The organism is Candidatus Palauibacter sp. (assembly GCF_965237495.1).
Classification (GTDB): Bacteria; Gemmatimonadota; Gemmatimonadetes; order Palauibacterales; family Palauibacteraceae; genus Palauibacter.
Map to the genome: position 1 here is coordinate 3,557,400 of NZ_OZ250143.1, position 12,240 is coordinate 3,569,639.

Consider the following 12,240-nt stretch of genomic DNA (forward strand, 5'->3'; position numbering starts at 1 on the left):
GCCACCCGCGGACGACGGAGACCGGAGGAGACACTCCGATGCCACGGACCCACATTCTCTCGACCGGATTCCGGGTTCCGGACCGCGTGGTCACCAACGACGAACTCGCGTCCATGATGGACACGTCGGACGCGTGGATCCGTCAGCGGTCGGGGATCGAGGAGCGGCGCTGGGTGGAGGAGGGGGAGGCCGGCTCCGATCTGGGAGCCGCGGCCGCGGCGATGGCGCTGGAGCGGGCCGACATGAAGGCGGAGGATCTCGACTGTCTGATCGTGGCCACGCTGTCGCCCGACCACTTCTTCCCCGGCACCGGCGTCTTCCTGCAGCGCAAGCTCGGGATCCGCGACATCCCCTGTCTCGATGTCCGCAATCAGTGCACGGGGTTCCTGTACGGGCTCTCGATCGCGGACGCATGGATCCGGACGGGGCGGTACGAGCGCATCCTCCTCGTCGGCACCGAGGTCCACTCCACCGGACTACACAGGAACGACTTCGGGCGCGACACGGCCGTCCTGTTCGGTGACGGGGCGGGGGCGGTGATTCTCGGGCCGGTCGGTCCAGCGGAGGGGGGTCGCGGAGACGGCAACGGGTCACCCCCGGAGCGGGGCATCCTGTCGGTGCACATCCACGCCGACGGTCGGTTCGCCGAGAAGCTCTGGGTGGAGGCGCCCGCCTCGAAGTACGATCCCCTGATCTCGCACGAGCACATCGACGCGGGTCTCACCTGCCCCTCCATGGACGGGCGGGAGGTCTTCCGCCAGGCGGTGTCCCGGATGCCGGAGGCGGTGCGCGAGGCGCTGGACGCCGAGGGGCTGTCGATCGACGAGGTCGACATGGTGATCGCCCACCAGGCCAACCTGCGGATCTGTCAGATGGTCCAGCGGGCGCTGGGTCTCTCCGACGACCGCATCTACAACAACATCCAGCGCTACGGGAACACGACCGCGGCGAGCCTGCCGATCGCACTCCACGAGTGCGTGGAGGAAGGGCGGCTACGCCGCGGAGACCTGCTCTGTCTGACCGCGTTCGGGTCCGGCTTTACATGGGGGAGCGCGCTTATCCGCTGGTAGCGGAGTCCCGGGGTCCGCCGGTGTCGTCCCCGCCGTCTCCGCCGTGCTCGTGGTCCTCGTCGTCCGTCTGCCGCTCGACGACGATGGTGCAGTTCGTGACGAGCGCCGCGATCGCGCCGATCGCCGCCCAGGCGGGAAGCAGCAGCGTCCCCACGACGCCGAGCGCCAGAGGGACCTCGATCAACTCCTTGCCTTCTTCGTTCCGGATCGTCAGACGACGGACGTTTCCCTCGCGGAGGATCTCCTTGATCTTCCTGACGAGGTTCGTGCCGCGGACTTCGTATTGTTCGCTCATGAGATTTCTCTTTCGGCTGGCCGGCGTCGCCGGCGCAGGCGGCGGTCTCGTCACCGACCATGGTCGAGCGACGATCGCCGTCTAATGTTCGATCAATGTTCGGTCAGAGTTCGATCATCCCGTCGTACCCCGGAACCGGTCCCGGAGGTCGCGACATCGGGGATGTCCTTCAGGAGGAACAACATGGAACATAATCGAAGCTGGTGTCATGCGTGGCGCGGAGCGGTCGCGTTCGGCACTCTCGCCCTCATCCTCGGTCCGGCCGGGTGTGGCGGGGGGACGGAGGGCGACGGGGCGCCAGGCGCACTTCCCGAGGGCGCCGAGGCGTTTTCGCTGCTGGGCGAGCCCCTCTATCCGAACCCGGCCCCCGCCGACGTCGCGGCCCGGCAGGCGCGCGACATCCGGGAGGCGCGGGCGAACTACGAGACGGATCCGGACGACGCCGACGCAATCATCTGGCTGGGCCGGCGCGTGGCCTACATGGGCTCCTACCGCGAGGCGATCGAGATCTTCTCGGAGGGAATCGAAAAGCACCCCGACGACGCGCGCATGTACCGCCACCGCGGGCACCGCTGGATCAGCGTGCGGGAGTTCGACCGCGCGATCGAGGACCTCTCGCACGCCGCCGGGCTGGTCCGGGGGGAGGCGGACGAGGTCGAGCCGGACGGCCAGCCCAACGAGCGCGGGATCCCGACGAGCACGCTGCAGTCGAACATCCACTACCACCTCGCGCTGGCCCTCTACCTGAAGGGCGATTTCGAGGCGGCGCTGGATTCGTACGAGGCCTACATGGCCGTCACCACGAACCCCGACCAGCTGGTGGCGATCTCGCACTGGTGGTACATGGCCCTCCGCCGCCTGGGGCGGGACGCGGAAGCCGCGGCGGTGCTCGAGCCGGTAACGGCGGATCTCGATGTGATCGAGAACACGAGCTACCACCGGCTCCTCCTCATGTACAAGGGAGAACTCACCGCGGACGACCTCTGGGATCCGGCCAGCGAGGACCCGTCGGGCGTAGCGATCGCGTACGGGGTGGCGACCTGGCACCTCTACAACGGCCGCGAGGCGCAGGCGGAGGAGATGTACCGCCGCATCCTCCAGGGTTCGGGGTGGGCCGGCTTCGGCTACATCTCGGCCGAGGCCGAGATCGCCCGCCTCGCGGCCGGTGGCGCGTAGCGGCGCATGACGGCGCGGTACCATGTGACCTGACGTGCCCGGAAACTTCTTCCGCCGCCCACCCGTTCCTTCCCGACGGCCCCCGTTGTCGAGGGAGGTCGGGTGCGGGATTCCAACGTTTCGGTGACCCTGCGCGTCCCATCCTCGAACCCGGCGGGTGGGGACAACCACCAGGACCGGGACGAGAGATTCTGACGGCTGGGCGGGCGGATTTTTCGGGGAAAGAACCGTGAGCTTCCTTTTGTTTTTCATAGATGGTGCCGGACTACCGCGGCGGTGGCCGGTTCTCGCGCTGTGCGCAGGTCTGGCGGGGCCGCTGGCGGCCACCTTCACGCCGAACCTGTCGCTGCAGTTGTATGCCCAGCCCTTCGTCAGCGCCGGGAGCTACGACCGCTGGATGGAGGTCGATGCACCGCGCGCCCCGAGGTTCGGCGACCGTTTCCGCGTCTACGAGGAGAGTGAGATCCGGCGGGTGGAGGGGAATGGCTTCGGGCTCTACGAGATCGACTCTGATCGCGATGGGACGTCGGACTATTCGTTCGGGGCCCCGGACTTCAATCTGAAGTCCCTCCGCTCCAATCTCGTCCTTCGCTGGCAGTACCGGCCGGGATCAACGCTCTTTCTCGTCTGGAGCCGCGACCAGCAGTCGTTCCTCAACGACGGCTCGTTCGCTTTCCGGCGTGATGTCGCGGACATCGCCGGGATTCCTTCCACGGACGTATTCCTCATCAAGTTCGAGCACTGGCTGGGCCTGTGACCGGTCAGGGTAGCGCCGGCCCCGCGGGTGCCGTGCGGCTCGCGATCGGCGCATCTTGTCCGTTTCGGTCTTTGGCCACGATGGCGGCCCGCGACATCCATCGCCGGCGGGAGGGAGTTGCAGTGCGCGAATCGAGCGACTATGGGGTCCGCCCGGCGCCATGACGGGATATCTCTTCCTGGCCCTGGCGGTCCTCGTGGCGGTAGCGGGATGGGAGGTCCGGAGGCGGCTGCGCGAGCAGACCCGCGCCGGAGTCACCGACGAGGTCGTGCGCCGCATTGAAACGCTCGGCCGCGTGGACGCCGAGGATGTCGAGCCTGTCGACCTGGAGTTGGCGAAGGCCGAGGAAGACGAGTTCTGGGCCCAGACCTGGGATGAACCGGAAGAAAACTGGTGAGATCGAAGAGGGATTTCATGCGCCGGACCATGTTGACGTTATCGGTTGGAGCTCTCGCGGAGATGGCCGCGTGGGCGGGCACGGCCCCGGTCGCCGGACTGCAGGAAGTGCCGCGAGCGTCCCTGGGGGAGCCGGTCGCCGCCTACGAGGATGGCCTCGGCTCCATGCGCGGCGTGAGGGAACTCCCGGATGGCCGTGTCCTGATCGCCGACGGCTTCGGCGAGGCCCTGATCGTGTGGCGACCCGGTGCGGGCGCGGACACGCTGACGAACGTCGGACAGGGGCCGGAGGAGTATCGTCTGCCCGACGGACTCTTCCCCCTGCCTGACGGCGGCACGCTGCTCATCGACCTCGGCAACGCGCGCCTCACCCGCATCGAGGCCGATCTCGGCTTCGGGGAGACGTGGCCGATCGCGCGGGGCGGCCTCGGGGCGGGGATGACGATGATGATCGCCGAGGCGACGGATCGGAACGGGCGTATCTACTACGAGGAACGCCTCGGCGGCATGATGTCCGAGTCCGACTCGGCGGCCATCATGCGTTTCGACCCGGCGAGCGGCGAGACGGCGGAGGTCGGGCGGATCAGGCTGAGCGAGCAGGAGCGCCGGGAGTCCGGGGACGCGAACAACAGGAACATCAGCATCCGGCCGGTGCCGTTCTCCGCGGAGGAGGGCACCGCCGGTGCCGTTCTCCGCGGAGGACGCGTGGAGCGTCGCCTGGGACGGCCGCGTCGTGATCGCCCGCGCCGACGAGTACCGCCTGGAATGGAACGCCCCGGACGGAACGACGACGACCGGCGGTGCGGTGCCCCACGAGCCGGTGCGGATTCGAGATGCCGATCAGGAGGAGTGGCTCACCTTGCTCGGGGGCGGACTGCGAGTCGAAGTGGAGTCCGATGGCGGCGCGCCTCGCATGTCCATGAGCCGGGCCCCCTCGGGGGCGGGGGATGCGAGTCCCCGCGACTTTGAGTGGCCCCGGGCAAAACCGGCGTTCGCCCCGAACGGCGTTCGCACGGATTCCCGCGGCCGCGCCTGGGTGCGGCGTCATGTGGCGGCGGGAGCGCCGGCGCTGTTCGATGTCTTCGACGCCCGGGGTCAGAGGATCGCCGAGGTGGAACTGCCGGAGGACCGGAGCCTCGTCGCCTTCGGGGAGGACAGTGTCTATCTGACCCGGAGCGACGAGTTCGAGTTCGCCTGGCTGGAGAAGTACGCGGCGCCCGCCATCGGCGGTTAGCTCACCGCGGCTGGCGGACCAGGTCCGGATCGAGAGAACGGGGGGGCGAAACGACGACCGCCCCGGCCGCCGCGTCGAAACTCGGCGCCGCGCGCCACACATCGATGTCCGGCTGGAACGCGGCCCACGCGAACCAGAACGCGTGATACGATTCGGGATGCGGCTCGAGCCTCTCACCCTCCAGGGGGCCGGTGACAGCCCGCCCATTGAAGTTCCAGATGCTCCCGGTCTCCACATCCTGCCGCCGACCCTCCATGACCTCGAAGGTGAGTGTGCGGCCGCCGGCCCGGGCCCGGTAGACCCGCGCGCTCTGGGCCTGCGTGTTCCAGAACGCGACCACGGGTTCTCCGCCGGCCATGCCGCTGGCCGCCCACACCGAGGTTCCCGCCGACCCGGGTTGGTCGTTGACGGCGGCTGCCCGCAGGTCGGCGAGCGGAAACGCGATGCCGCCACTGCCGGCCGGCACGCCGATCACGGTTTCCTTCGGCAGCCGGCGTCGGTCGATCGGGGCCGCGGTCGGATAGAAGAGCCAGGTGTTGCTCGGGGTCCGGTAGTTTCCGTACGGGTAGAGCGTGTACAGGAAGTCGTGACCGGTGTCCCGAGAAACGATCCACGTGTCCAGGTAGATCAGGAGCCACGCCCCGTACGTCATCAGCTCATACGGCACGCGCGTCAGGCGAGTCCCGTCCCGCGGTCCGCAGGTCGCCGATGGGGCGAGCTGGGGATAGAACGTACCCGACCCGTCTTCCATCACGAGGTTGTTGTCGAGGACGTAGCTCGACACCCGGAAATCGGATGCCCCGCTGGGTTCGGGGTTGAAGACGCCGACCGAACCGGTGAGCGGCGAGTAGGTGACCGTGAGTCGCTCGTCAGGCACGAGTCGCTCGTCAAGCACGCTGAAGTTCAAGACCTCGTGATACCAGAGGAGCTTGAGCGGAATCGCCAGCGGCTGGTCGTTGAAGTGGAGCGCGATCACCTGGTCGCTGCGTTGCACGTAACCCACTTCGGGTGCGATGAGCCTCCGGGCGACCTCGGGGTTATCAAGAGCGGGGATGCTCGAGCGGTCCCTGCCGCCGTCGGTAAGGCTCTCCAGCGGCAGGGAACAGGTCGCGAGCGACAAGTCCGGTCCCATGTTGTCGCCCGAACAGGCGGGGAACGCCGCCGCGAACAGTACGACAATGACGGGGGCGGCGCGGCGCCCAGGGCGCGTGCCGGTATCGATCTTCCCGGTTCTCATCGGGGCCTCCCGAAGGATCGTCCCGCAATGCCCTCCAACGCAGGTCGCGTCCGCCGGGCTTTCCGCCCCGGAAGAGCCGGTGAGGCCGCTAGATGAACAGGGTCTCGTTCTCGCGATCGAATCCCTGAATGTCGGCCTTCTGTGTCCGCAAGCCCTTTCGGCCCGCCTGATGGCGCTGGCCGATCACGATCATCGCGACACTCGCGACGAGCGCCAGCACAATTCTCACCGTTTTCATGGCGTTTCCCTCCCTGGTTTCTCCCCCTCACCACACGGCACGCCGAAGCCGAGCACGGATTGTACCTCGAAATATAGCGTCTCCCATCAAAATAACGAATCCGGCCGTGCGGCAGTGACACCGCCCGGCGAGCCCGGCGCGATCAGCCAGCGGTTGAGGCTTCCACGCTCCAGGGCGAGGTCTCCGTCTTCGAGGAGGATTCCGCCCGAATCTCGCGCCTCGAATCGGACGATATCCGCGCGCACGCGGATGTCCACGCGAACGGAATCGCGGGGTGGGACCGTATCGAGTGGGACGCTTCCGGCTCCGGCGGCGACGAATACGAAGGCGGAAACGTCCAGTGAATTGACGAGGAGGAGTTGATGGATGCGGGGCGGCCCCTCGCCGGGCAGCAACCCGCCCGGGGCTGCGACTTCCGCCGCGGGGGGAGGGGACGGGCCGCCGGTGGGGGGCACGGAATCCCCGGGTATCGGATCCCCATCCCTTCCCGGACGCGCGGCCTCGGGGGCCTCGCCACGAGGTCCGCACGCGGTGAGCCCGCTCGCCGTGAGGCCCAGCAGGAGCAGCACCGCCTCCGGCGCGCTCACGGCCCCGCCGGCGCGCGCACCGCAAGAGCGCGAATCGCGGCATCATCGGTCGACCTGAAGGCGATGGCCCGCTCCACTTCCTCCGCTCTCCGTTCGTGAGTCCAGCCGAGTTCCGGCGCCATCACCGCCGCCACGCGGGCGGCGGCGGTCGGTGTCCCCTGCCGCGTTTCGAGACCGATCCGTGTCCGGCGATACAGGATGTCCTCGACGTGCGCGGCCATCTCGTTCCGTACCGAGTACACCGCTTCGGCCAGGATGTGCGGCTTCTCCGCGAGGACGCGCTCGCTCAGCCGTTCGTCGTGCTGCACCAGGTCGAGGACCCGGTGGGCGCGGGTCCCGTACGCCCGCATCAGGCGATCGACCGTGGCGGTTAGAAGCCCGTGTCGTGCAGCGCGGTCGAGAATCCGGTCGCGCAGGGCCGCGGGGTCACGGAACTCGGCGCCGGGAAGCGGGACCCGATCCGTATCCGCCTTCCGGACCGCCTTCACGCCCGCCGGCGCGAGGAAGGCCTGCACGCGATCCACCGTCTCCTCGGCCATGTGCCGGTGCGACGTCAGCTTTCCTCCACTCAGCGTGAACACGCCACGCGGTCCCTCGTGGATCTCGAACTCCCGGGAGACGGCGCCCTCGTCGGCGGCATCGCCGGAGGGCGCGACGAGCGGCCGCAGGCCCGCCCACGCGCTGATGACATCGTCCGGCCCGAGCTTCGACGCCGGTAGCAGGTGGTTCGTCGCCTCGAGCAGATACGCGATGTCTTCGGGCGTGGCCGCGACTTCTTGCGGTTCGCCGTCAAAGAACTCGTCCGTGGTCCCGATGATGGTGAGATCCTCGCGCCAGGGGAGGACGAACATCACGCGGCCGTCCTGCGGCGCCTCGAAGATGAGCGCGCCCGCGTGGCCGACCCGCTCGCGCGGTACGTGAATGTGGGTCCCGCGCGAGGGGCGGATCCGGACTCCGGCACCCGGACCCCTCCCGTCCCGGGCGCCTCCGGGAGCCACGCCGATCCGGCCGAGAAGCTGCTCCGCCCAGGCGCCGGTGGCGTTCACGATCGCCAGCGCGTCGACCTCCAGTTCCCTGCCGCTCTCGACATCCCGCACCGTCGCCCGGTGACCCGGCCAGTCCGAGGCATCGATGCGCACGACCTCGGCCCGGTTGGCCACCGTCGCGCCCGCTTCGAGCGCGGCCTGCATCGTCGCGATGACGAGTCTCGCGTCGTCGACCTGCGCGTCGAAGTAGCGCGCCCCGCCCAGCAACCCGCTGGCGCGCAGGGCCGGCTCGCGTTCGAGCATGGCCCCGGCGTCGAGCATCTGGTGCCGTTCGATGTTCCGGAACAACGACAGCGCGTCGTACAGCCACATGCCCGCGTCGAGCTTGCGCTTGCCGATCCGGCCTTCCCGGAAGATCGGGAAGTGGAACTCCAGCGGCCGAACGAGGTGGCGTGCGATTCGGAGGAGGGTCCGCCGCTCCTGGCTCGCCTCGAACACGAGATCGAACTCGAGATGCTCCAGGTAGCGCAGACCGCCGTGCACGAGGCGGGACGAACGGCTGCTCGTCCCCCACGCGAAGTCCACGGCTTCGACGAGCGCGGTCCGGAAGCCGCGCCGCGCCGCGTCGCGCGCCACCGCGACGCCGGAAATCCCGCCGCCCACGACGAGGAGATCGAAGGCGGTCTCCGCGAGGCTCCGAAGGTGCTCCTCGCGCGGTCGAGCCGTCACCGGGGCCGATCTCCCGGCGGGCTCACGGCGTGAGGACGAGCTTGCCGAAGACTCCGCCGGCCTCGAGGTGCTCATGCGCCTCGCGCGCCCGGTCCAGCGGCCACACGTCGTCGATGATGGGCTCCAGCGTGCCGTCGAGCACCAGCGCCATCGCCGCGTCAAACTCCGACTGCGTAGCCATTGTCGTGCCCAGGACCGAGGTCTGGGTCCAGAAGAGGCGGGTGATGTGCAGCACGCCGCGTGGGCCGGTCGTGGCGCCGTAGACCACCATCCGTCCGCCCCGCGAGAGAGAGCGTACACAACCCTCCCACGTGACCTCACCCACGCTGTCGAGAACGAGATCCACGCCGCGCTTCCCCGTCTCCGCCCAGACGCGGCGCGAAAAATCCTCCGCCAGGCGGTCGATCACGAGATCCGCCCCCAGCGCTTCCACGCGACGCACATTCTCGGGTCCGCTCGTGACCGCGAACACACGCGCTCCGTGGTGCTTTGCGATCTGGATGGCGGCGGTGGAGACCCCGCCCGATGCACCGGTGATGAGGACGGTTTCTCCCGCTGCCAGCCGTCCTCGCGACAGGAGCCCGCGCCACGCCGTCTGGTAGACGAGCGGCGCTACGGCCGCGGTGGCGAACGGGAAACCGTCCGGCAAACGCACGAGGTTGCGCCCCGGTACCGCCACCCATTCGGCGAAGCCGCCGGGCAGGTGCTCACCCAGGACGCGGTAGGCAAGGCAGAGGGGATGCTCTCCCCGGACGCACCATTCGCAGTCGTCGCGGGCACACCAGCACCCCGGGTTCACGGCCACCCGATCTCCGGCGGCCCACCCCGTGACCTCGTCACCCAGCGCCACGATCTCGCCGGCCATGTCCGAGCCGCCGATGTGGGGCATCTGCAGGCGGAGTCCCGGGAGCCCTCGCCGCACCCACAGATCGAGGTGATTCAGCCCCGCCGCCCGGACTCTGATCAGCACTTCACCCGGACCGGGTGTCGGGTCGGGCAGCTCGCCGACCTGAACGACGTCCGGTCCTCCATGTCGTTCGAAGTAGGCCGCTTTCATGGGCGCAACGTACGGCGCCGCAGTGGCGTGTGCAGCCATGGGTGACGCCCGGTCGCAGGCTCGCGCCCAGAGTTGAGAACGAGTCTCAATCAGGGTTGATAACGCGTCCGGAGCCCCGTACCTTATCGCGTCGATACTGGTCGTTCATTCATCCGTTTTGTGTTTCCAGGCCGGCGCCCCTGGGTGACCGGCCTTTTGCAACTGAAGAGGATTCGAATGTCAGAACCGCTGCTGTCGGTTCGCGGACTGCGAGCGAGGGTGGAGGGAGAGGATACGGAGATCCTCCGAGGCGTGGATCTCGATGTCGAGCGCGGCCAGGTGCATGCGCTGATGGGACCCAACGGCTCGGGAAAGAGCACGCTGGCCAAGGTCATCGCCGGACACCCGGCCTACGAGGTGACGGGCGGCGAGATTCTGTTCAGGGGCGAAGATGTCCTCGAACTGGAGCCCGACGAGCGGAGCCGGGAGGGAATCTTCCTCGCCTTCCAGTATCCCGCCGAGGTTCCGGGGGTCTCTATCGCCAACTTCCTGCGCACGGCGATGAGCTCGCGTCTGGCCGAGGGCGAGGAGATGGACGTGTTCGGCTTCCAGCGTACACTCACCGAGAAGCTCGAGATGCTGAGGATGGATCCGGGCTTCGCCATCCGGTATGTGAACGATGGGTTCTCGGGCGGCGAGAAGAAGCGGAACGAGATCCTCCAGATGGCGGTTCTTCAGCCCGCGCTGGCGGTGCTGGACGAGACGGACAGCGGTCTCGATATCGATGCGCTCAAGATCGTCTCGAACGGCGTGAACCGGCTTTCCGAAGCGGATGAAGCGCTCGGAGTTCTCCTCATCACGCACTACAAACGGATCCTGAACTACATCCAGCCCGACCGCGTCCACGTGATGATGGCGGGGCGCATCGCCGAGAGCGGCGGTGCCTCGCTGGCCGACAAGCTGGAGGCCGAGGGTTATGACTGGCTCTACCGGGCGACGGCAGCCGTCTAACAGCCAGCAGCCGAATTCCGCGGACTCTGCTCCGCAGCGATGAATCAGCAGTACCGGAAGGCGGAAGAACCATGCCCCAGAACGAGACGATCACCGGGCTCGGACTCGACGAGTACAAGTACGGTTTCATCACCGAGGACAAACCCGTCTTCAAGGCGGTCCCAGGGCTTTCCGAAGACATCGTCCGGCAGATCTCCGGTCACAAGGACGAGCCGGATTGGATGCTCGAGTTCCGGCTCAAGGCGCTCGAGGTCTACCGGTCCAAGCCCATGCCGACGTGGGGCGGTGATCTCTCGAAGCTCGAGGACACGCTCGACGAGATCTACTTCTATCTGAAGCCGCAGGAGCAGATGGAGCGGTCGTGGGACGATGTCCCGCAGGAGATCAAGGACACGTTCGAGAAGCTCGGGATTCCCGAGGCGGAGCGGAAGGCGCTCGCCGGGGTCGGAGCCCAGTACGAGTCCGAGATGGTCTATCATTCGCTCAAGGAACAGTGGGAGGAGCAGGGCGTGATCTTCGAGTCGATCGAGGACGGGCTCGCCAAGCATCCCGAACTGTTCAGGCAGTATTTCTCGACCATCGTCCCCACGCGCGACAACAAGTTCGCGGCGCTGAACTCGGCCGTGTGGTCGGGCGGGTCGTTCGTCTACATCCCGAAGGGGGTGAAGGTCGACATCCCGCTCCAGGCCTACTTCCGCGTCAACGCCGAGAAGATGGGCCAGTTCGAGCGCACCCTCATCATCTGCGATGAGGGCGCCGAGGCGCATTACATCGAGGGCTGCACGGCGCCGGTCTACTCCACCGACTCGTTCCACTCGGGCGTGATCGAGATCGTGGTCAGGAAGGGGGCGCGGTTCCGCTACACGACGATCCAGAACTGGTCGAACAACATGTACAACCTCGTCACGCAGCGGGCGCTCGTGCATGAGGACGCGAAGATGGAGTGGCTCGACGGCAACCTGGGCTCGAAGCTCACGATGAAGTATCCGTCGTGCTTCCTGATCGGGGAGCGGGCGCACGGCGAGATCCTGTCGATCGCCTACGCGGGGGACGGCCAGCACCAGGACACGGGCGGGAAGGTGGTCCACGCGGCCCCGCATACGACGTCGCAGATCACGTCGAAGTCGATTTCGAGGGGGCGGGGGCGGTCCTCGTACCGCGGGCTGTGCAAGGTCTACGATGGCGCGGTGGGCGCGAAGTCCAACGTCGAGTGCGATGCGCTGCTGCTCGACGAGACGTCGCGGACGGACACCTACCCCTACATCGAGATCGATGAAAACACGGCTTCGATCGGCCACGAGGCGACCGTCTCGAAGGTCGGTGACGAGCAGCTGTTCTATCTGATGAGTCGCGGACTGGACCAGGCCGAGGCGATGGCGATGATCGTTCGCGGGTTCATCGAGCCGGTGGCCAGGGAACTGCCGCTCGAGTACGCGATCGAACTGAACCGGCTGATCGAGTTGGAGATGGAGGGGTCGGTCGGATAGA

General features: G+C 67.8%; 14 protein-coding genes. 8 read left to right on the plus strand and 6 right to left on the minus strand.

Annotated features, from left to right (window positions below; all coding sequences use genetic code 11):
- The first annotated feature begins 38 nt into the window (after positions 1-38).
- Entirely contained in the window at positions 39-1,070 is a 1,032-nt protein-coding gene (locus ACPXY0_RS15610; RefSeq protein ID WP_423926105.1) for a 3-oxoacyl-ACP synthase III family protein, read from the plus strand.
- Here ACPXY0_RS15610 and ACPXY0_RS15615 read toward each other — a convergent pair.
- Positions 1,057-1,365: a DUF4342 domain-containing protein gene (locus tag ACPXY0_RS15615; RefSeq protein ID WP_419943338.1), complete on the minus strand. Its 309-nt coding sequence runs from the start codon at positions 1,363-1,365 to the stop codon at positions 1,057-1,059. The genes ACPXY0_RS15610 and ACPXY0_RS15615 overlap by 14 nt on opposite strands.
- A gap of 183 nt (positions 1,366-1,548) precedes the next feature.
- On the opposite strand from ACPXY0_RS15615, the gene ACPXY0_RS15620 reads away from it, so the two are divergent.
- From ACPXY0_RS15620 to ACPXY0_RS15640, 5 genes are all read left to right on the plus strand, one after another.
- Positions 1,549-2,541: a tetratricopeptide repeat protein gene (locus ACPXY0_RS15620; protein ID WP_423926107.1), complete on the plus strand. Its 993-nt coding sequence runs from the start codon at positions 1,549-1,551 to the stop codon at positions 2,539-2,541.
- 229 nt (positions 2,542-2,770) lie between these two features.
- On the plus strand, positions 2,771-3,298 hold the full coding sequence (locus ACPXY0_RS15625) for a hypothetical protein (RefSeq protein WP_423926109.1): 528 nt from the start codon (positions 2,771-2,773) through the stop codon (positions 3,296-3,298).
- A gap of 160 nt (positions 3,299-3,458) precedes the next feature.
- Positions 3,459-3,695: a hypothetical protein gene (locus ACPXY0_RS15630; RefSeq protein ID WP_419165982.1), complete on the plus strand. Its 237-nt coding sequence runs from the start codon at positions 3,459-3,461 to the stop codon at positions 3,693-3,695.
- A gap of 62 nt (positions 3,696-3,757) precedes the next feature.
- A complete protein-coding gene (locus ACPXY0_RS15635) occupies positions 3,758-4,663 on the plus strand; it encodes a hypothetical protein (protein WP_423926111.1) in 906 nt (301 codons plus the stop codon).
- A 79-nt stretch (positions 4,664-4,742) separates the two neighbouring features.
- Positions 4,743-4,928: a hypothetical protein gene (locus tag ACPXY0_RS15640; RefSeq protein ID WP_423926113.1), complete on the plus strand. Its 186-nt coding sequence runs from the start codon at positions 4,743-4,745 to the stop codon at positions 4,926-4,928.
- Position 4,929: 1 nt separating this feature from the next.
- Here ACPXY0_RS15640 and ACPXY0_RS15645 read toward each other — a convergent pair whose 3' ends face one another.
- From ACPXY0_RS15645 to ACPXY0_RS15665, 5 genes are all read right to left on the minus strand, one after another.
- The gene (locus ACPXY0_RS15645; protein WP_423926115.1) at positions 4,930-6,165 is read right to left on the minus strand and encodes a DUF3179 domain-containing (seleno)protein; all 1,236 of its coding nucleotides are present in this window, start codon (positions 6,163-6,165) and stop codon (positions 4,930-4,932) included.
- An 88-nt stretch (positions 6,166-6,253) separates the two neighbouring features.
- Positions 6,254-6,403, minus strand: a complete 150-nt coding sequence (locus tag ACPXY0_RS15650) for a hypothetical protein (protein ID WP_419943333.1) — start codon at positions 6,401-6,403, stop codon at positions 6,254-6,256.
- Between the two features lie 86 nt (positions 6,404-6,489).
- Positions 6,490-6,990 carry a hypothetical protein gene (locus tag ACPXY0_RS15655; protein WP_419943332.1) on the minus strand — a complete coding sequence of 167 codons (501 nt, stop codon included), beginning with the start codon at positions 6,988-6,990 and terminating at the stop codon, positions 6,490-6,492.
- Positions 6,987-8,705 carry a glycerol-3-phosphate dehydrogenase gene (gene glpD / locus ACPXY0_RS15660; RefSeq protein WP_419943331.1) on the minus strand — a complete coding sequence of 573 codons (1,719 nt, stop codon included), beginning with the start codon at positions 8,703-8,705 and terminating at the stop codon, positions 6,987-6,989. Before glpD ends, ACPXY0_RS15655 begins: the two co-directional genes overlap by 4 nt.
- A 22-nt stretch (positions 8,706-8,727) precedes the next feature.
- Positions 8,728-9,762, minus strand: a complete 1,035-nt coding sequence (locus tag ACPXY0_RS15665) for a zinc-binding dehydrogenase (protein ID WP_419943330.1) — start codon at positions 9,760-9,762, stop codon at positions 8,728-8,730.
- A gap of 216 nt (positions 9,763-9,978) precedes the next feature.
- Between ACPXY0_RS15665 and sufC the strand changes: the two genes are divergently transcribed.
- Positions 9,979-10,752: a Fe-S cluster assembly ATPase SufC gene (sufC, locus tag ACPXY0_RS15670; protein WP_423926118.1), complete on the plus strand. Its 774-nt coding sequence runs from the start codon at positions 9,979-9,981 to the stop codon at positions 10,750-10,752.
- A 71-nt stretch (positions 10,753-10,823) separates the two neighbouring features.
- Positions 10,824-12,239, plus strand: coding sequence for a Fe-S cluster assembly protein SufB (sufB, locus tag ACPXY0_RS15675; RefSeq protein WP_423926120.1), 1,416 nt, complete (start codon positions 10,824-10,826; stop codon positions 12,237-12,239).
- Position 12,240 lies beyond the last annotated feature (1 nt).

What these genes read in the sequence shown, in the direction of transcription:
- ACPXY0_RS15610 (WP_423926105.1), top strand. Translation starts at nt 39, where the DNA reads ATGCCACGGACCCACATTCTCTCGACCGGATTCCGGGTTCCGGACCGC.
- ACPXY0_RS15615 (WP_419943338.1), bottom strand. Translation starts at nt 1,365, where the DNA reads ATGAGCGAACAATACGAAGTCCGCGGCACGAACCTCGTCAGGAAGATC.
- ACPXY0_RS15620 (WP_423926107.1), top strand. Translation starts at nt 1,549, where the DNA reads ATGGAACATAATCGAAGCTGGTGTCATGCGTGGCGCGGAGCGGTCGCG.
- ACPXY0_RS15630 (WP_419165982.1), top strand. Translation starts at nt 3,459, where the DNA reads ATGACGGGATATCTCTTCCTGGCCCTGGCGGTCCTCGTGGCGGTAGCG.
- ACPXY0_RS15635 (WP_423926111.1), top strand. Translation starts at nt 3,758, where the DNA reads ATGGCCGCGTGGGCGGGCACGGCCCCGGTCGCCGGACTGCAGGAAGTG.
- ACPXY0_RS15645 (WP_423926115.1), bottom strand. Translation starts at nt 6,165, where the DNA reads ATGAGAACCGGGAAGATCGATACCGGCACGCGCCCTGGGCGCCGCGCC.
- ACPXY0_RS15650 (WP_419943333.1), bottom strand. Translation starts at nt 6,403, where the DNA reads ATGAAAACGGTGAGAATTGTGCTGGCGCTCGTCGCGAGTGTCGCGATG.
- ACPXY0_RS15665 (WP_419943330.1), bottom strand. Translation starts at nt 9,762, where the DNA reads ATGAAAGCGGCCTACTTCGAACGACATGGAGGACCGGACGTCGTTCAG.
- sufC (WP_423926118.1), top strand. Translation starts at nt 9,979, where the DNA reads ATGTCAGAACCGCTGCTGTCGGTTCGCGGACTGCGAGCGAGGGTGGAG.
- sufB (WP_423926120.1), top strand. Translation starts at nt 10,824, where the DNA reads ATGCCCCAGAACGAGACGATCACCGGGCTCGGACTCGACGAGTACAAG.